The sequence below is a fragment of the Dapis hubbardiae BLCC-M172 genome (assembly GCF_050016015.1).
Classification (GTDB): Bacteria; Cyanobacteriota; Cyanobacteriia; order Cyanobacteriales; family Microcoleaceae; genus Trichodesmium.
Map to the genome: position 1 here is coordinate 1 of NZ_JBNHEQ010000190.1, position 19,585 is coordinate 19,585.

Here is a 19,585-nt window from a genome sequence, read left to right on the forward strand (position 1 = left end):
CATTATCAATTATCCATTATCAATTATCCATTATCAATTATCCATTATCAATTATTAAACCAACTCCTGAAATTCTTGTACTCCTTTAATCAATGGATGAACATCATACCAAACTTGCTTTTCTCCCTGTTTATCAAAATAGATATATTCTAACAAACAACGATTAAATAATAGGTTGCGGTGCTGCTGATTATTTAAGATATTTTTAGAACGAGAAACATCTACTAATATCTGCCATTCTTCTTGTTGAATAGACCTTTTATAAGAAACTCTTGCTTCCGTAATAGCTCTTTGTGCAACTCCAGCAGAAATAGGTAATTTACCTCCAGCACGTTTAATTACACTTTGCATTAAAAACATTAAATCCCGAACATGACCTCCACTCATTAAACAAACTTTATCCAAAACTTCTCGACTTTCAAATAAATCTGTTTCCAAAGATAAATCCGACTTAACTTCCTTCACCCGTCTATCAATAATTTCCCTAATTGTAGCAACTCCTAATTCATCAACTTCTCCCTCCGGAGTCTCCACCATAATCATCGGTAAAACTTGAGGATCGTCATACTCAATTTTCAGATTTGGTGCTTTATTAGAATAAACCATAGAAATAGGAATTGTATAAATTGTATGACAATCTAATCCTTTTAATTGGGCACTACGGTCGATAAAAATTTCATCGTGATTACTACGTCCGTCTGGCTGCACAATTGGTAAAATTCGGTCTAAACTATCAGCAATTATTACCAGTTCAGAACCAGATTATAGTTTCTTTTTACCATCAGGAATAAAAGTATTTATCGCCTCAGTTAAACTTTCAGTATAAGGATTAATTTTTTCTCTAATTTTTTTTCTTAAGGTAGGTTCAGCTCTAATATTTGCCGTAATTTTTGCATATTGACTAACTTGTGATTCAAGTGTCAAACCTTCTAAAGATATTTTTGTAGTTGCTAAATCTTTTAAATCTGCCCACCGCCCTTTTAACCAATCTAATAGTGGTTGAGGATTAGCTTTTTTCAGATGTTCTAATAAATGTCTCGTACAAGCCAACAAAATATCAGCATATTCCGTATCTTCTGGATTAATATCTTCTTTTACAGCATCGAAATAAACGACAAAATATTTGTTATTTTCTAGGTATTTTTTAAGTCATAAAAGTTCTGTTGACTTACCCGCACCCCGATGTCCGGCATAAAGTTGACAAGTATTATTATCAGAGTATTCAATATTAGTAGCTAAATCTGTAATAATATCTCCATCTCCCCTTACTTCCCGACAATCAACATATACCGGACTCCCAGGTTGTAGAGGTTCAAAAGGTTTAAAAGCATTAAATAATCTTTTTAATAAATCTCTCTGATTTATCATCTATTAAAAATCTCCTTTTTTTTATTTGGTATGATAATAATCCTAAATGATTAGTTAAAAAAACTGTAAGGGTTTGGTCTTCAAATCACATTTGAGCTTGGGTTTGGAGACCAAACCCCTACGATATATTTAGAATTGATATATAAACATTATTCAGTAAACAATTTACAAATTATCTGAGCAATTTCAATTTTTCTATTAGTAGGTGAAAGGTTTACCATCTGTTAATGTGTATATATCTTCTTCCGGTTCTTTTAGAAAATCAAATGTGGGATTTGTAGCTGCTGCCTGAAGCCATTCTTGTTCGTTTATTTCCTCTAACTATTGTGCTGCTTTGTCTCCTATTTTTTGGCTCTCCCTTTTCACAAACTTACCAAAAAAAATCTATTAATTTTGATTGAAATTATATTCATAACTATTCTGTTAACTTAATAAAATTAAGGTAGGGGGAAGAAGACTAATAATAACTTTCTCCCCAAAATTAATTAGTCTGTGAAATGCTGCACCTAGCCAAAATTCCCGATCGTTAATCATTGAATAGTTGTATCAGTTTAAATTTTTCTCCTACCTTACTATTCAAATATCTCTCTAGATTTTCACAGAATAATTAATAATTAAATAATTCTGGTTTAAAGCCTCTCCTTTTAAGAAAAAAAAGAAATAATATTTCCTTATCTTCAATTCCGTTACAGTTTTAACCAGAGGTAGTTCAATAATTAATAATTACCCCTAATGAAAACGAATAGGATTGCTTAAAAGGATTTTTTTCCTTTTTTATCCTTGAAAGGAGAGTCTTTAAACCTTATTTTTTTCAGTAATTATCAATTATCAATTATCAATTATCCATTATCCATTATCCATTATCCATTATCCATTATCCATTAATGAACTTAACTTTCCAAATTTTCACTCTGATAACTTTCCAACTTTGCTAAAGTTTCTGGAAAAATTTTAATATCTATATTTTCATCTTCTCGTTGAGACAAAGAACGTTTAACTTCTCCTAAATAAAGAGGTTCAGAAACACCTTTTTCTGGATGAATAATAGTTCTAATTCTAATAGTTAATTGACTATCTCCACCTAAACGACCTAGTGAAAATAAATCTCCTGCTGCTTGTTCCATTGTTGCTGCTAATTCAGATTCTGAAATAGTAGGAGAAACAGCAATTACCGTTTGAGTAGCGCCATTATCATAAACTAATGTATATGGAACCGAACCTGGAATTTCTACCCGATTAAATAATCCTAAACTTAAACCAAATAAACCAGCAGTTAAGACTCCCATAAAACCTGTAACTCCCACCAATCTAAATCTAAATCCCCATTTCAAAATAAAGCCAAGAGTTGTTAACAGAAAAAATCCAATTGTAGCAATACCAAACCATTTAGTAGCGAGTAATAATTCTGTAGTTGATAACATTTTTTCCTCAGTGATTTTGTAGATTTACTTTTTAATTTTATAGTATATATAGCTCAAATAAAAATTATTGGTTGTAAAAGATTTCAAATGAGCAAAAAATTAGGTTTCAAGCTTCTTACTTAAGTAGGAGATACTGATAACTGTGAATTAATAACTGACAACTAATAACTGTTAACTAATAACTAATAGCTGATAACTGATAACTGATAACTGATAACTGTTTTTACTCTTTTCTACCTATAAGTAAATAAGTTCTCATGCTACCTTTTCCTTTAATCTCTATCATGCCTCGTTCCTGAAATGTATACTGATTAGCTAGACAATTATAACTATCCTCAGTTACTTGAATTTCTCCCGGAATCCCATGAGACTCCATACGATGAGCTGTATTTACTGTATCTCCCCACAGGTCATAAGCAAATTTTTTTGTCCCAATAACTCCTGCTTCTACTGCTCCTGTATTAATACCAATGCGAATTTGTAAAGATTTACCCTGCTTTTCAGAAAATTCCTTGACTTGATTTAACATATCTAAGGCCATTTCCGCGATCGCCTCAGCATGATCCTCCCTGGGCGTTGGTAGGCCACCCACAATCATATAAGCATCACCAATAGTTTTGATTTTCTCAAGTCCATATTTTTCTGCCAACTCATCAAACCTAGAGAAAATCATATTTAGTAATTCTACCAGTTCAGCGGGGGATAAATTGGCCGAAAGTTTAGTAAACCCAACTAAATCAGCAAATAAAACAGTTACTTCACTAAAGCTATCAGCTATAGTTTTTTCTCCCTGTTTTAACCGTTGAGCGATTGGTGCTGGTAGAATGTTTAATAGTAACCTTTCTGACTTTTCTTGTTCTTCAGCTAGTCGCTTTAAATAAGCTTGTTCTTGATCCCGAAGTCTTTTCTTTTCTAAACAAGCGTTAATTCGAGCTTTAAGTAATACGGGATTAAACGGTTTGGACAAATAATCTTCCGCTCCCAATTCGATGCAACGGACTACACTTTCAATGTCGTCCACTGCGGAAATCATTATTACTGGGATATGGCGTAATTTAGGGTCAGCTTTCAGGGTTTCGAGGACTTGATAACCGTTCATTTGTGGCATCATAATATCTAGTAGTACCAAATCAAATGCTTGAGTTCTCATCATTTCTAAAGCTTGAAACCCATCAGACGCAGAACTTATCACATGGCCTTGCCTTTTGACTCGCCGAGCCAAAAGGTCACGGTTGATCTGGTTATCATCTACAACCAGCACATTGCCCTGGTCATGTTTCATTTTGTTGGATCTTTACCTATAAGATTTTTGATCTTGTCTAATAGTCTGGGAAATTCTACTGGTTTTGTATCATAGTCATCACATCCAGCATCTAAACATTTTTCTCGGTCTCCTGCCATAGCATGAGCTGTCATTGCTATTACTGGAATATTTTTGGTTTTGGGGTCTGCTTTAATTTTCTGAGTTGCTTGCCACCCATCTAGTATGGGCAAACTCATGTCCATTAAAATTAGATCTGGTGCTTCTGATATAGACATATCCACACCCTCAGCACCATCAACAGCAATAACTACTTCAAATTTTTTACGAATGAGACGCCTAGACAACATATCCCGGTTCATCTCATTGTCTTCAACTAAGAGAATCTTAACCATTGTTCTACCTTTTAGTGAGATAATTTTGGGATTTCATCCTTAAATATAAATTTTCTATAACACAGTCATACTCTTTTATATTTCTAGAAAGAGTGCTAAGTGTTGTTTATAGTTCTTAATCAATCTATAATTATACATAATTATCATAGGAAAAAATAATATATATAGCATATTCTAGTCAATCTTTGCCATTTTTAGATTCTGTTATTTTCGTGACTTAAAATATCTGGATTGACAATTTTCTGATTTGATAAATTTTATGAGGATTATTTTGCCAAATAAGTAGGTATAAAAAATTAAACTTAAAATAATTACAACCAGTAAGTTTACCAAAACTATTCTGTACGTCGTCAATTCGACGGATACCCTACCTGATTTCTGACTCGTATAATTCAAATATTTTTAATTATCACCAGGTATTTATAGTTTTTAGTCATACTATCATAGGTTGATTTTCTGACCACTAAATCTACAGATTAATCATATAAATTTGATATTTATCAGTTTGTCTAATGAAAATTTATCCCTTCAGGTTGAAACCAAATTTAGATTTAAAACAAAGTCTTAAAGATTGGGCGATCGACAATCAAATTGAGTGTGGTTTTATCCTTACAGCTATTGGTAGTCTGAAGCAAGCTGCAATTCGATTTGCTAACCAAGAGAAAAGTAATATTTTGTATGATAAATTTGAGATTATTTCTCTGAATGGAACGGTTGCTTGTAGTGGTGTTCATCTACATATTCTCATTTCTAATGGAGAGGGTAAAACTATTGGTGGTCATCTAGATTATGGTTGTATTATTTATACGACTGCTGAAATTGTTATTGGTACAACTAAAGCATGGAGATTTGCTAGAAACTTAGACCCGGAAACTAGCTATAACGAGTTGGAAATTTTCTCATGTAGGGAGTCCTAAAAAAGCCTTATAGGTGAAGCCAGGAAATGAGGAATAGGCAATAGTTTTACTATTAGTTTTTCTGAATTTTTCCCTCACATTTTGCCCAAAATGTGAGGTTTTTGACCTGAATTTAGTCTATATTGGTTTTGTAGAAAATTTCTTTGAAACAACTAATACCGGAAATAAGTTTTGGGAACAGAGGTCAGGATATTTTCCTAACAATCAATTAAGGTACAGGAAAGTAGGAGTAATAGTTTCATAATTTTTATCTATATTTTTGATTCTTTCACGATTAATTAATATTAACTATTAAATTAAAAATTAAGAGGTTAGAGGTGGTGGATTATGCTCTCCATTGTTTGTAACTATCGATTGCATCTTTTCTGCTTCTAACTTAGGTTTTAAATATAAATTTTCTACCAAAGCAGCACTACCAGCAAACCAAGGTGGAACGATCAAAGCACCAATAATTCCTAATAACTGAATCCCTACTAAAACTGATAGTAATTGATACAGAGGATGTACTCCAACTGAAGAACCTACCAGTAAAGGATCGAGTACATAAGTCTCTACATTTTGGATAATATAGTACAAAATTATTACCCATAAAAATAACCATCCCCCCTTAGCAATAGCAACAATTAAAGCTGGAATTGCACCAAGAATTGGACCTATAAAAGGGATCAGGTTTGTCACAGCAGCTATTGCTCCTAAACCTAGGGAAAAATCTTGTAACCCTAAAATTCCTAAACCAGTGGTAGTTGCTACACCTAAAATAGCAGAAACTATAATTCTGCCTCTAATATAACCTCCCATTCTTTGAGTCACAGGAACAACTTGATTTTCTAAACGTTTATCCCAAGGTTGAGGAAAAAGTTTTACGATACTGGTAATTAAAGTTTTGCTATCTGATACCATATAGCCTGAAATAAATAAAGCTAATATTAAAGTTAGTACCCCTCCTAATACACCTTTAGTTAAACTATAAGAACGTAGTAATAATTGTTGACTAGAACGAATTACCCAACTTGTGACAGATTTAGTATCAAAAAGTTGATTAATCCAATCAGGAGGGTTTTGAATTAAGGAACTAACAAAATCTTCAAAATTATCGCTGATACTCTCAGAAAATAATGGTAACTGACTTAAAAGTCTTTCAATTTGATCGAAGACGGGCGGACCGATAGTTAATACTACACTGATAAATCCAAAAATTAGAGTTAAATAGACGATAATTACCCCTAACCAACGAGGTAATCTAATTCTTTCTGTTATATTTACTAATGGTGAAATTGATGCAGCTAAAATTACTGAAACCATCAATAGTACGATAAGACTTCGTACTTGCCATAAAACAATTAGTAGTAAAAAACTGCTAATAATTAATACTAGGTTAGATAAGGAAATAGAAATCCTTTGTTCAGGCTTCATAGACAATAGTTGAATAAGTTATAAGTTAAAATTTATTTATATGAGCAGGTTTGATTTTTACATAATATAGCAATCTTATTTGAATTGTGAGAGATGGTAGATTTTTAGGGAATAGGGGAGAAAGAAGAAACTATATCTTATCTTCTAGAGTTTTAAGGAGTAGTTAAATTCTCACATTATGATTCCTGATTGCTATAGTGGTTAACTAGCTATTAGCTTTCAGCATTTCCGTTCCGGAATGCTTCGCAAACAGCTATCAGCTTGTAGGGGCGATTTCCTACGGAATGCTCTGCAAACGCGAATTGCCCCTACTGGGTAAAACATCCCCGGTTTCTATAAACCGGAAAGTTTAGGAGGGGTAACAGTCCCCTCCTAAACCTTTACTGCTGGTTGCTGACCGCTGACCGCTGACCGCTTTTTAATAACTTGATGAAATAGTAGATATATTTTTAGGGTTTTGAGGTATGGGGAATAATATCATTTCTCAAAAATTTTGCTATATCTGATTGAGTGGGGAAGTGTGGGAGGAGGGGGAAAAAGAAAAGTATTAAAAATCTATATATCAGCTCCTAATAATTGTCTAAAACAGATTTTGAATCTTGGTAACTATTGAGGTGTTGAAGTATAGCCGAAGTATAGCATTAAGGCATGGTAATTGGTATAGCTAAACTTGAATCAGAGGGGTTGACATTAAAATTACTGATAAATTCTTCCCCATATAAAAATTAGTAGTATCTTTTGACTCAAATTATCGTAATTCATTTATTTGCTAACCCCTCTAAATATTTCTCAGCTAACTGATGTGTTTTTTTAATCCCCTACTCCATCAGCTTTGCCCATATTTTTCTAGATAAAAACTATCAAATAAAATTATGCCCGTTTTTTGACAAAAATTTCAACTAATCAGATATATCAGATATATTAAGCAAGCACTCAAGAAAAAAAACTACCCATCAGCAATAAACTCCATCAACTTTACCCAGATTTTTCCAGATAAAAACTATCAAATCAAATTATGTCAGTTTTGCCAAAACAAAAAAATTTTAACTAATCAGGTATATTCAGGAAGCACTCAAGAAAAAACACCTAACCATCAGCAACAAACTTGTGACATTTGTACATTAATCGCGATAATTTTTACCTCGAACTTACAGGACTTTGCCCGGATGGTGAGCTACAGTTTAATACTAATTTATATTCCCTATTCACTCAAGTCCTAAAACTTTGTATTTGTACCTGATTAACTCCAAAACTGCTTTCATTAATTGATAATGGATAATTGATAATTACCTCCGGTTAAAACCTTTCTTGATTTAAGATAAGGAAATATCTTAGCACTTTTTTTCCCCTATCCAAGGGGAGGCTTCAAGGCGCGAATTATTTAATTATTAATAATTCGGTAATATTAAAGCGATAGTAGTTGAAAAGTAGTAATTTTCTCAGAAAAAGTCAGGTAGTTTGTAAATACTATTCCTGTGAAAGAAGCGAATTGGAGAGGTGTTCTGTTCCCTGTTCCCTGCCAGTAATATTAAACCCAATATCTCCCTAATTCCGATGCCAGTTTGTTATACCACCTGGTTGATCTATTAGTTTAATACCTTGATTTTGCAGTTCATTTCTAATGCGGTCTGCTTCAGCATAATTTTTAGCTTTTTTTGCCTCTAAACGTTGCTGAATTAAAGACTCAATTTCATTATCACTTAAACCTCCAGATTCACTACTAACTTGTTCATCTATTTTAACTTCTAAACCTAATACTTGTGACAACTTTACCAGAGTTACCCATTGTTTTTGTAACTCTTCCAAAGATGTTTGAGTTTTACCTTCATGCACTAGAATATTACCCTCTCGACGTAACTCTTTAGCTAATTCAAATAAAACAGCTAAAGCACCAGGAGTATTAATATCATCATCCATTGCTTTCTGAAATTTTTCTACCTGAAAAGTTAATAACTTTGTCTCTTCAGATAAGGTTTTTTCTGGCATTTCCCATCCTAATTTAGAACCATGTTGCTGAGGAAATAATATACCCTCCTTAATCGTATTCCAACCATTTTCAGCAGAAGCGATCGCCTCTTGAGTAAAGTCAATAGGTTTCCGATATTGAGCAGTTAAAACAAACATTCTGACAGCCATTGGCTCTACAGGTCTATCTAATAAATCCCGAATTGTGGTAAAATTTCCTAGGGACTTTGACATTTTTTCTCCATTAATAGTCACAAAACCATTATGGAGCCAATATCTTACATAAGATTTTCCCGTAGCAGCTTCCGACTGAGCAATTTCATTTTCATGGTGAGGAAAAATTAAGTCTGCTCCGCCAGTATGAATATCTATAGTTTCCCCCAAGCAGTCTCGCACCATTGCCGAACATTCAATATGCCAACCTGGTCTTCCTTTTCCCCAGGGAGACTCCCATGCAGGTTCTCCATCTTTTGCTGCTTTCCAGAGGGCAAAATCAAATGGGTCTTTCTTTTTAGCAGTTTCTAAATTTTCTGACTCTACTCTACCACTTGCACCAGCTTGCATTTCTTCCAAACGACGGCCTGAAAGTTTCCCATATTCAGAAAATTTCCGCACCTGATAATAAACATCCCCTCCAGAAGGGTAAGCAAAACCTTTTTTTTCTAAATCCTTGATTAACTGTTTAATCCCATCTATTGTCTGAGTGGCCCGAGGGTATTCATCTGCTTCTAGGACATTTAAGCGTTTCATATCCTCAAAGTATGCTTCTGTGAAACGTTCGGCCACCGACTCCATCGAACTGCCTGTTTCTCTGGCCCGGTTGAGAATTTTATCGTCTATATCAGTAAAATTTTGCACATACCGTACTTGATAACCTTGCCACATTAGATATCGGCGGATTGTATCCCATACAATATAAGAACGGGCATGACCTAAATGGCAATAGTCGTATACTGTAACACCACAGGTATACATTTTAATTTTACCAGGCTCTAGGGATTGAAAGTTTTCTTCTTGACGAGTTAGTGAATTGTACAGTTTTAGTGTCATAAATTAATTTCAGCCAGTTTTTTCCAACCTTAATTATAAGGATAAAAGCTTTTTTTTACTTTAGTGTTAATTTTATAGCAGAAGGAAGAAGTTTGACTCTTGATATTCCATTGTTTCGACTACAGTTACTATCGCAATTCTAAATGATTTATCATCAATCAAAAAATGGATAAAAACTCTGAAACTCCCTTCTTTTGTCTGTTACCTCTTGCCTGAAAAGTAACAAACATTTTTTACAGGACTCAAATAAGAGTGCTATAGCAATCCTAAATGATTTGTGATAATTTTTATAATAGTTAAGATTGACGAAAAACCTTCAAAATTCTGATTCCTGTAGAGGTAATTAGCATTTTGTCTTTTGCAAAGCATTCCGCAAGAAATCGCCCCTAGCACAAAAATATTACAATTGAAATAGGATTGCTATATAGCTACAGACTATGCAGTTTAAGAGCTAAAATTTGATAGGTATCGTCTCGTTTAAAATTAACAGTTCCAAAATTTTCAGCATACCATCTACTATGACTATAAGCAGGTAGACACAAAAAACAAAAGTATGCAACAAGGAGGTAAAGTTATCAAAAATATCTTTCCTCCTCTCTTCTACCTCCTATCTTTTCATAAGGATAAATTTTAACGCCAACCTACTTACCTGAATTAATAACTTTAAATTTTTAAACGTAAAATTATTTGTTGTTTAAAGCCAATTTTTTTTGATTGATACTCTATTTTTAGATATAAAAAACTCTGGCAATTTAAATTGAATAGTATTGAAAATTGCTAATAATCAGAAGAATTGGTATTTGGCTGGTGAAATTCAGTAAAATATAACTCAACAATTCAGTCAATGATAGATAAAACATCTTCTGCCCCAGATAACTATGTGCCAGAAAAACCATCTTTAAAAGCTGGATTACTTGCTCTTAAACAAAAAGATTATTTACAGGCGATCGCTCACCTAGAAATAATTGCTCAACAAGAATCTATCAAGCAAAAGTTAAAAGCTCAGATGGGTTTAGTTATTGCTTATGAAAAAACTAAACAAGTAGATAGAGCTATTTCTTTGTGTCGTAATCTTACTAAAATTTCTGATAATGAAATTCAAAGTTTTGCTAATCGTCATCTCAAGGCATTATTAAAGCGATATCCGCCTAAAAATATCAAAAAATCAACAATTCTTACCCCTGAATCTTCAGAAACATTTCCCCAAAATAAACAACCTATTGAAACAGGATTTGTTCCTTTTAATCCTACTTCAAATCAATCTAAATCTGACAAAAATCGCAATGACATCTCTCAACAAAATATTGATTTATCTTTAAAAACTGGTTCTCAACCAATCTCAGAAAACACAGATAATCTCGAAAAAAATTCTACTCGGAAAAATTCCGAAATATCTCCCGAAAATCAACAACCTATTGAAACAGGATTTGTTCCTTTTCATCCTACTTCAGATAAATCTGAATCTGCCAAAAATACCAATGACATCTCCAAACAAAATATTGATTTATCTGTAGAAAGTGCTTCTAAACCAATCTCAAAAAAAACAAATAACCTCCAAACAAATTCTACCTCTAAAACTCCAGAAGCATCTTCCCAAAATCAACAACCTATTGAAACAGGATTTACTCCTTTTAATCCTACTTCAAATCAATCTAAATCTACCAAAAATACCAACGATATCTCTAAAAAAAATATTGATTTCTCTCTAGAAACTGGTTCTAAATCAATCTCAGAAAAACCAAATAACCTCCAAACAAATTCTAGTAAAACTTCAGATGTTGTACAGCATCCTCAGTCAAACAAAAATGATATAGAGGCAGATAAAAATAAATCACCTGCTTTATCAAACCTAGTTAATAAATCAAATTCAGAAACGACAAATGAATCCCATCAAATATCAACAGATATTACTTCAGAAAAACCAGAAAATTTACCTAAACTGACATGGCGTCAAGCAGGAAGAGCAAAAGGAGGTCGTCGCCTTAAATCTCCTAATTTAACTCTTTTATGGCTAGAACAAATAGTTGTAGTTATTGCTCTATTTTGGCTAAGTCTTACCCTACTAAAGTTTAGCTTAGATGCAACAAATGATTTTCTAGTTTGGCTCCCACACTTTCGACCAATTCAAATTTTTTATCGAGACCCCACTCGAAATTTTATAATTTTTCTGCTGGGATTATTTATATTCTCTCCTTGGTTAATTGATGGATTATTAATACTTACCTATGGTCTCCAAACTCTACCAACAACAACTCTAATTAATTACAGTAAAGAAGCGAATAAACTACTTCGTACTTTTTGTAAAAAACAAAAAATACGGGGAATTGCATTGAAGGTCTTACCAATAGATGTTCCTATAGCATTTAGTTATGGATGCTTGCCTCGTTTTTTCAGGATAGTTGTTAGTCAAGGATTATTAGATAATTTAGCAGAAGATGAAATTGCTACTATTTATGCTAGGGAAATTAGTCATATTAAAACAGGAGATTTCCGGTTAATGTCTATGGCTAATCTGATGCTTCAAATTCCCTACACTATTTATTGGCAATTAACTTTTTGGGCAGATAGGAGCTTAGATTTTATTAATCATCAATTACCTGATTTTTTACCAGGATTTATCAAATCTTTTTTGCATATTTTAGTCTCCGTTTTTAGAATATTTGCTGCAATAATTTCAACTCTTAGTTATGGTTTATATTGGTTGCTAAAATTGCCAATTTTATGGTTGTCTCGTCGGCGAGTTTATTATAGCGATCGCCTAGCTTGTAATTTAACTGGTAATCCTAATGGTCTGACACGCGCTCTTCTGAAAATTACAATTGCAATGGCTAATGATGTCGAAAATCAAGGCAAAATTAGGAATTTATTAGAGAGTTTTGAAATATTAATGCCAGTAGGAATAAACCAAGCTATTACTTCTGGTAGTGTAATTTCATCTAGTGGTTTTGCATCTATTTTTAACTGGGATATTTTTAACCCATATCGTCGATGGTTAGAGGTTAATAATACTCACCCTTTGCTTGGCGATCGCTTAAAAACATTAGGTTCCTATGCTAATTTCTGGAAACTAGAAACAGAGTTAAATCTAGGAAATATAAATCCTGATGTAACTGCAAAAAATCAATTAAGTGGTACTCAAAAAGAGAATATTTATACTCCACAAAATCTTGAGTTGCAGAAACTTTTACTTCAGGGAGCGCCATTTTTTGGTATATTAATAGGTTTAGTCTTTGCTATCTTTTTCTGGTTAATAGGTATAGTTTCATCTGCGGTTGGTCTTTGGCGTTTAGATTGGTTATTTGGAGATATTTCCATTTTAGTTGGTTGTTTGACTATGGGTTTTAGTATTGGTATTTTGATGAGAATTAACCAATTTTTCCCTGATATAAAACCAACTAAACTTTGGCAAAATCCTAACTTATTAGAATTGTTAACCGACCCAGAAGCTTTGCCATTAGATAGTCAAGCAATTCAATTCAAAGGCCAACTTCTTGGTAAAAGCGGAATGATGAATTGGTTGGGACAAGATTTGATTCTACAAACAACAAGAGGTCTGGTGAGGTTGCATTATTCCGATCAATTTGGTCCTGTTGGTAACTTATGGCCTAAAATAAATCGTCCTAGCGATCTTGTTGGTAAGTCTATAACCGTAACTGGTTGGTGGAGGCGAGGAGCTACTCCTTGGATAGATATTAATACTATTACAACTGAAAATGGTGAATCTATTAACAGTGGTCATCCTCTCTGGTCAACAATTGTAGCTTTTGCTATTGCTATATGGGCAGCTTCTATGGTATATACGGGCAGATTTTAGTTATCAGATGATGTAAAGAAAAGTTGCATTCTTGAATTAACTATGTTACATTTATTTACATAGAGTAGCTTAACCCAAGCGACCTCATAATTTTGCCTAGCTCAGGAGTTGAGTCTGATTGAGCTGAATTAGTAGAAATATTACAGATTTAATAAGGTAAATGTATGCTGCCAACAGTAAGAATCGCCTTAATAAATATGGTCTGTTGATATACAGAAAACCTCTACTTAACTCACAATAGATAAGACTTTTTGGGTGGTAAGTGTCAATCTCCCAACACAGCAAGTTCTACCAGCCACAACTGTCGGCTGGTTTTTTGGCAATTCATAAATTTTGCGATCGGAAAAGTAGGGATTACTGAACAGTTTAACTTGAGTATTGAAGATACGAGTAAATAGTTAAATTTAAGAAAAATAGTAGATATTGACTTAGGATTATGATAAGTTTATAGTGGTTAAGAAATAACTAGCCTGTTAACAAAGGAAAGATAAGCAGTAAGCATTTCCGGTTTGGTTGAAAAATAAGTCAAATATTATGATTAAGTTTTAGCCCTCACCAAGTAGGAAGTTTTGTCTATAGACCGCGATTTGAATACAAGTATAAAGAGCGAGAAATGCGGTGGGCTTTATCGTTTCGGCTGTTGCCGACATGGAGATGCCTGTGGACGGAGTGCTGCCGAAAGTTCCGGTAGAACATAGGGACGTTACATGCAACGTCCGTACACATCAAAACATCACTAATTGTGACGTTTTATATCAGTTTTATAAAGCAGTATACTTGAAATTAATATCATATTAGCAATTAGGTTGTTTGAATTTAGCAGGCTTTGAACTTATATTTAAAAGTTGGGGCGATAAATGTTTAGCAAATCAATATTAAAAAGAAGTAATTGAGCAATGCCTATAGTTTTGTTTGTTGAGTAATGAGCAAAAAGTTTAAAGAACAACATAACAAAATAAAATTATTTGCCAGAGTTGACCAAAATGGTAAATTTGAAATCATTTCATCTGTAGTAAAGGTTAATATAGGTATTTGTCAAAATTCTTCACATTTCAAAGTCTGGAGCAGTTTTTTTGATTCTGCTCTTGTTTTATGTTCAGTCAATCTCAGTTGACTAAGTTTTCGTTTGTTGTAATTTAAACAATTAAAATTCAAAGTCTGGAGGATTTTTTTTATGTCAATTCGTTTGTATATTGGTAATTTGCCTAAAGAGGTAATGGAACGTCAAGAACTCCAAGAAGTTTTTAAAGAAGAAGGCGATAGTGTCACTACTAAATTGATCACAGATCGTAAAACTGGTAAATGTCGTGGTTTTGGCTTTGTAACAGTTAAAAATGATGAACAAGCTGACCAAATTATTGAAAAGTATAACGGTCATCAGTTTAGAGAAACTCCTTTAAAGATTGAAAAAGCCTTACCTCGTGCTAAGAAGGGTGAGTCTGAAAATGCTGAGGCTGAACCTAAACCAGTTAGTAAAAACAATACTAGCAAGAATAAAAAGTCTCGTCGTGACAAGGATAAAGGAGGATCGTCTAAAACTTCTAGTAGTCCTAGCTCTAGTGGTAATGATGCAGTTCAACCAGATCCCCGTTGGGCTGATGCTTTAGCAGAGTTGAAGCAACGTTTGGCAGCTAGCACTAATTCTTAGGAATCACTTGAGTAAACTCAAAAATCTTACGCTGACATCATTGTAGATATAGTTTTTTAATCATGCCTATAGCTATATCTACAAAGTTGCGATCTAAATTTAGGAATGGTAAACAAGTAATCATTTTTCTCGTCTACCTAATGACAATTGAATATATCTACCAACCCAACTACCCAAGCTATAAACGAAATTTAGTATTAATCGGATATTGAAACAGTTAACAGTTAACCGATCTCAAATCCGTTGGTTTCGGAGTAATATAATTCCATCGATCGTCATACAAAGGATAGGGGAGTTTTCCTGCGGAATGCTGCGCAGATATGTCGGAGACAGCCGAAAATGGCCATTCGCCTCTACAATATAGCCTCTTATCTTTAAAATGCTGAATAATACCGCTGCTACCAGATGTGATATGATGAGTGAAAAAAGCCTTCGATTTAATAAATCAAAGGCTTTTTCTTTCACATATATAACTCAGGACTTAGGCAAAGACACCATATATACTAAACCAAAACTATAACGTCTTATAATATGTAGGGTCTGTTGAATAAATCTAGAACCTATCTATATCAGAGGTTTAAGTGCTGAATTAGCTTGAAAAAAATTGCCAGATGCACGACTAAATAAAAATCAAAAACCAGGCCAACCAAATCCCCAGTCAAGTGAAGGAAAATGCAGAAAAGTTAACAGTAAAACTATTGCTAATTGCCTATTCCCGATTTCTTTCCCTCACTAAAAGATTTTTTCACCAAGTCCTATGTAGTGTTTAAAAATCATGGGTTGTGTAATTTCTGTAATTATTAATCCCAAGTTGAATTAAATAGCTTATTAATTGTCCAAATTTGCCAATTTAAGCATTTTCCCACTAGCTGTTTGTTAAAGGATACATTGCTACAACTTATAAGACTTTCGATCTAAGAAAGGCTATGGGCAAACATAGCAATTTTCGAGGAGTGGAAACGTAAGCTCGACGATTAAATACATCATATTGATTCCGCTCAATAGCACCTAAAATCTTACTATAAAGCATAGAAGCAGACCAAACAGGCCAACGAATATCAGCGTTCAAACGCTTAATACCTCTTTCTGCATCAACAAAAAACTTACGCGCTCTGTGAATCTGAAATTTCATTAACTCTCGCCAACGGTCATCAATTACACCATTCAATAAATCTTCTTCGGTATAATCAAATAAAGCTAATTCTTGTAAAGGAAGATAAATTCGACCTCGACGAGCATCTTCTCCTACATCTCTTAAAATATTTGTAAGTTGATTAGCAATTCCCAAGGCGATCGCTTCTGTTACAGGAGAATGGGTTTGTTGGTTGGAATTCCAGGGAGCAGCAAAATTTGATGTTTCTACTCCCATAACTGGCATAGTCATTAGACCAACTGTACCTGCAACTCGATAACAGTAAAGTTTCAGTTCCTCAAATGTTTGATACCGACTTCGGTACAGATCCATTTGTTGACCTGCAATCATATCACGGAACGGTTGAATATCTATAGGGAACTTAGATAGGGTATCTACCAATGCTACATCTGCATCTTCTAAGGGATACCCAGCAAAGATAGATTCAAGATGTTGTTCCCACTCTTGGAGGGTTTCTGTCGTCGTGGTATTTGACATTGGTCCATCTACCAGTTCATCTGTACGACGACACCAGACATAAATTGCCCATATCGCCTTACTTTTAGCTTCTGGCATTAACTGAGTACCCATGTAAAAAGTTTTAGAATATTTGGCTGTGACTTGACGACACAGCTCATAAGATTCTTCTAAAGATACCAGGGATGAACGAGTCATGCGTTGGGAAGATTTAGACCGTTGCAGCATTCTTTGCTGGCTTTGGAGTTGTTTGTTGCAGGTTTGCATGAGATTCAAGATGAGTAGGATCTGCTTTAGCTATAGCCTGCGCTGTTAGCTTGCCAGAAAGTACGGCTCCTTCCATGCTAGCTAGATAGCGCTGCATTGTATAGTCTCCCGTGAGGAAGAAATTTCCAATTGGTGTTACTTGGGAAGGGCGACAGTCTTGGCGACCAGGAGTAGCTTTGTATACAGAGCGGGGCGTTTTTACAACATGATATTTCAACAACTTAGCGGGAGATTCTCCTGTAAAGTGAGCTGGAAATAATTTTTCCAACTCTGCCATTGTTGCTGCGACTATTTCTTGATCGGATTTACTAATCCAATCTTTAGCTGGTGCTAATACTAATTCCAACATGGAACGGTTGGGATTAGCATATTCACGACAAGTGTTACTCATGTCTGCATAGACACTTAGTAGGGGCGATCTGGAAAATAGTAAATGATCTATATCTGTGAGCTTACGATCAAACCACAGATGTAGATTTATTACTGGTATCCCTTCCAAACCGTTAAGCTTTTGAAAATATTCCATCTGCTGCCAAGGTTTTGGCAACATTACTTTTAGGGGATCGACTGGCATTGCTGAGACATAAGCATCAACACTCAGAACTCGATCTTCTGCTCCGTCTAATCCTCTAATTAGGAATCCACTAACTGTAGCATCATCGTTTAGCAGGAATTCCTTTATCGGTGCATTTAAGTGTACTTCCCCGCCTCCCTTGGTAATATATTCTACCAGAGGTTGACATAATCGTTCTGTGGGAGAACCATCTAAAAATGCCATTTTAGACCCATTTTTCTCTTGGAGAAAACGGTTAAGGGCTGTGAGAATTACAGTCGAGGATATTGATTCTGGACCGATAAAGTTCAACGCTTTTGACATGGCGATGAATACTTCTTTTTCTACTCTTGGAGGCACATTTTGTTTTTTCAGCCATTCTGAGAAACTGTATTTGTCCATTTTCTCAACATATTTTTGGCCTTGGACTATGGCTGGGATCAGACCTATACCAAACCGGATTTTTTCTGGCCAGGTAAGCATATCATTATTGCGGAGAATAGCCACTATCCCATTTAAAGGCGCTGGAATGTCAGGAAAATCAAATCTAGAGTATGTTCCTGGTTTTTCTGGTTGATTAAAAATCATTGTGTGCTGTTTCCATTGCAGTCTATCCTCTATATTCAATTCTTTGAATAACTGCAACATATTTGGATAAGCACCAAAAAATATATGTAGACCAGTTTCATACCAGTCTCCCTCTTCGTCCTTCCAGGCTGCCACCTTACCTCCGAGTACGTCCCGCCTTTCGAGGACTATTGGAGTATGACCCATGTCTGTCAAATATTTGGCACAGGAAAGACCTGCTAGACCTGCTCCGGCGATCGCTACTCGCATTTGTTTGGTAAAAACCTCTTCAATTAAATTTACTTATTTTTTTATTATTATTACTTTACAAGTTGTTACAAAATTCAGCAATACCTAATTAAGTTATTTTTGATTTTTCTGAACATAGGTTTCTTTTTGTCCCATTTTTTTTGACAAAAAAGTTTAAGTGTGGTAATATTACAGCGAAACTTGTAATATAGTTGTTTTATCTTAATAAAATGTAAGAATACCTGAGTTAGCTGTTGAATAATTAATAACAGATTAAGAGTAACAGACAAAGGTACTTTCAGAGCCAATCCCGCAAAAATAAATTGGTAGTGCGTCAAGGAAGTATTAGAAGTGTGGTCCGTGTGGGAAGTGTGGGGAGGCACTCGAAAGTAGGAGAAATAATTGTACCTGTATCTTTTTGGCAAGTGTCTGCCTTTCGTGCTAACTTTTTAGTCTCAAAGGCTGAAAAATTTGCACTTTTTTCGCGACCATGTGGGGACTCAACCTTTATATATCAGTGCTTTTAGATCATATTAGCCAGCCCTACGCGACTTATCCCACACTTTACTGATACACAACCAATAAATTAATGTAATCAATTTGGGTTCTGATGATTTGGAGTATGGGAGTAAGGGAGTGGTAGAGTATTTTTCTCTCTTTTTCTAATATTGCTTGTCTACCACAGATGTCTCCTAAAAAGCTTTTGATATACTATATACATAGGCATTACGCCAAGGTACTATATATTGATATGGAGTACAAAAAACTATAACGTTCTAGTTTTGAGCGGTATATGTATGGTCTATGGGTAAATGTTAATACATAAAGTACATCTTTTGATCACTATTATGTATGGTGTATTATATTATTCTTAATAACTACTATAGCTCGTGATTTACACAAAAATATCTATAGATATAGAGTTGAAAAACTATAACGTTTGAGTTTTGAACGCTATATGTATGGTGTATTGTATAATTCCTAATTAAGTATCATAGATGGTGACTTACACAAAGATATTAAATATCTATAGATATAGAGTTGAAAAACTATAACGTTTGAGTTTTGAACGCTATATGTATGGTATA

General features: G+C 34.2%; 14 protein-coding genes. 4 read left to right on the forward strand and 10 right to left on the reverse strand.

Annotated features, from left to right (window positions below; all coding sequences use genetic code 11):
- Positions 1-54: 54 nt before the first annotated feature.
- The 6 genes from ACP6PK_RS17155 to ACP6PK_RS17180 form a co-directional block, all read right to left on the reverse strand.
- A complete protein-coding gene (locus ACP6PK_RS17155; protein ID WP_426561131.1) occupies positions 55-708 on the reverse strand; it encodes a hypothetical protein in 654 nt (217 codons plus the stop codon).
- A 54-nt stretch (positions 709-762) separates the two neighbouring features.
- A complete protein-coding gene (locus ACP6PK_RS17160) occupies positions 763-1,053 on the reverse strand; it encodes a hypothetical protein (RefSeq protein WP_426561133.1) in 291 nt (96 codons plus the stop codon).
- A 96-nt stretch (positions 1,054-1,149) separates the two neighbouring features.
- Positions 1,150-1,368, reverse strand: coding sequence for a hypothetical protein (locus tag ACP6PK_RS17165; protein ID WP_371357406.1), 219 nt, complete (start codon positions 1,366-1,368; stop codon positions 1,150-1,152).
- A gap of 890 nt (positions 1,369-2,258) precedes the next feature.
- Complete coding sequence (locus tag ACP6PK_RS17170) at positions 2,259-2,789, reverse strand: Ycf51 family protein (protein ID WP_426561135.1); 531 nt, start codon at positions 2,787-2,789, stop codon at positions 2,259-2,261.
- A 223-nt stretch (positions 2,790-3,012) separates the two neighbouring features.
- Complete coding sequence (locus ACP6PK_RS17175) at positions 3,013-4,071, reverse strand: adenylate/guanylate cyclase domain-containing protein (RefSeq protein WP_426561137.1); 1,059 nt, start codon at positions 4,069-4,071, stop codon at positions 3,013-3,015.
- The gene (locus tag ACP6PK_RS17180) at positions 4,068-4,445 is read right to left on the reverse strand and encodes a response regulator (RefSeq protein WP_426561139.1); all 378 of its coding nucleotides are present in this window, start codon (positions 4,443-4,445) and stop codon (positions 4,068-4,070) included. Before ACP6PK_RS17180 ends, ACP6PK_RS17175 begins: the two co-directional genes overlap by 4 nt.
- A 512-nt stretch (positions 4,446-4,957) precedes the next feature.
- Here ACP6PK_RS17180 and ACP6PK_RS17185 point away from each other — a divergent pair.
- Positions 4,958-5,362 (forward strand): PPC domain-containing DNA-binding protein, encoded by a 405-nt coding sequence (locus ACP6PK_RS17185; RefSeq protein ID WP_426561141.1) that lies wholly within the window; start codon positions 4,958-4,960, stop codon positions 5,360-5,362.
- Between the two features lie 303 nt (positions 5,363-5,665).
- Here ACP6PK_RS17185 and ACP6PK_RS17190 read toward each other — a convergent pair whose 3' ends face one another.
- Entirely contained in the window at positions 5,666-6,775 is a 1,110-nt protein-coding gene (locus ACP6PK_RS17190; protein ID WP_426561143.1) for an AI-2E family transporter, read from the reverse strand.
- A gap of 1,545 nt (positions 6,776-8,320) precedes the next feature.
- A complete protein-coding gene (gene cysS, locus ACP6PK_RS17195; RefSeq protein WP_094671771.1) occupies positions 8,321-9,790 on the reverse strand; it encodes a cysteine--tRNA ligase in 1,470 nt (489 codons plus the stop codon).
- 844 nt (positions 9,791-10,634) lie between these two features.
- Between cysS and ACP6PK_RS17200 the strand changes: the two genes are divergently transcribed.
- Both ACP6PK_RS17200 and ACP6PK_RS17205 read left to right on the forward strand, forming a co-directional pair.
- Entirely contained in the window at positions 10,635-13,604 is a 2,970-nt protein-coding gene (locus ACP6PK_RS17200; RefSeq protein ID WP_426561146.1) for a M48 family metalloprotease, read from the forward strand.
- 1,174 nt (positions 13,605-14,778) lie between these two features.
- Positions 14,779-15,252 (forward strand): RNA recognition motif domain-containing protein, encoded by a 474-nt coding sequence (locus ACP6PK_RS17205; RefSeq protein WP_426561148.1) that lies wholly within the window; start codon positions 14,779-14,781, stop codon positions 15,250-15,252.
- Between the two features lie 898 nt (positions 15,253-16,150).
- Here ACP6PK_RS17205 and crtB read toward each other — a convergent pair.
- Together crtB and pds are read right to left on the reverse strand one after the other, a co-directional pair.
- Positions 16,151-17,089 carry a 15-cis-phytoene synthase CrtB gene (gene crtB / locus ACP6PK_RS17210; RefSeq protein ID WP_426561150.1) on the reverse strand — a complete coding sequence of 313 codons (939 nt, stop codon included), beginning with the start codon at positions 17,087-17,089 and terminating at the stop codon, positions 16,151-16,153.
- Entirely contained in the window at positions 17,073-18,518 is a 1,446-nt protein-coding gene (gene pds / locus ACP6PK_RS17215; RefSeq protein WP_426561152.1) for a 15-cis-phytoene desaturase, read from the reverse strand. The genes crtB and pds overlap by 17 nt, the downstream gene beginning before the upstream one ends.
- Here pds and ACP6PK_RS17220 point away from each other — a divergent pair.
- On the forward strand, positions 18,454-18,606 hold the full coding sequence (locus ACP6PK_RS17220; RefSeq protein ID WP_426561154.1) for a hypothetical protein: 153 nt from the start codon (positions 18,454-18,456) through the stop codon (positions 18,604-18,606). The two genes, pds and ACP6PK_RS17220, sit on opposite strands and share 65 nt — an antisense overlap.
- The last annotated feature ends 979 nt before the right edge of the window (positions 18,607-19,585 follow it).

Bases quoted from the DNA above. Each gene is read 5' to 3' on its own strand.
- ACP6PK_RS17175 (WP_426561137.1), bottom strand. From the start codon at position 4,071: ATGAAACATGACCAGGGCAATGTGCTGGTTGTAGATGATAACCAGATC.
- ACP6PK_RS17185 (WP_426561141.1), top strand. From the start codon at position 4,958: ATGAAAATTTATCCCTTCAGGTTGAAACCAAATTTAGATTTAAAACAA.
- ACP6PK_RS17220 (WP_426561154.1), top strand. From the start codon at position 18,454: ATGTCTGTCAAATATTTGGCACAGGAAAGACCTGCTAGACCTGCTCCG.
- ACP6PK_RS17190 (WP_426561143.1), bottom strand. From the start codon at position 6,775: ATGAAGCCTGAACAAAGGATTTCTATTTCCTTATCTAACCTAGTATTA.
- ACP6PK_RS17165 (WP_371357406.1), bottom strand. From the start codon at position 1,368: ATGATAAATCAGAGAGATTTATTAAAAAGATTATTTAATGCTTTTAAA.
- ACP6PK_RS17200 (WP_426561146.1), top strand. From the start codon at position 10,635: ATGATAGATAAAACATCTTCTGCCCCAGATAACTATGTGCCAGAAAAA.
- cysS (WP_094671771.1), bottom strand. From the start codon at position 9,790: ATGACACTAAAACTGTACAATTCACTAACTCGTCAAGAAGAAAACTTT.
- pds (WP_426561152.1), bottom strand. From the start codon at position 18,518: ATGCGAGTAGCGATCGCCGGAGCAGGTCTAGCAGGTCTTTCCTGTGCC.
- ACP6PK_RS17170 (WP_426561135.1), bottom strand. From the start codon at position 2,789: ATGTTATCAACTACAGAATTATTACTCGCTACTAAATGGTTTGGTATT.
- crtB (WP_426561150.1), bottom strand. From the start codon at position 17,089: ATGCTGCAACGGTCTAAATCTTCCCAACGCATGACTCGTTCATCCCTG.
- ACP6PK_RS17180 (WP_426561139.1), bottom strand. From the start codon at position 4,445: ATGGTTAAGATTCTCTTAGTTGAAGACAATGAGATGAACCGGGATATG.
- ACP6PK_RS17205 (WP_426561148.1), top strand. From the start codon at position 14,779: ATGTCAATTCGTTTGTATATTGGTAATTTGCCTAAAGAGGTAATGGAA.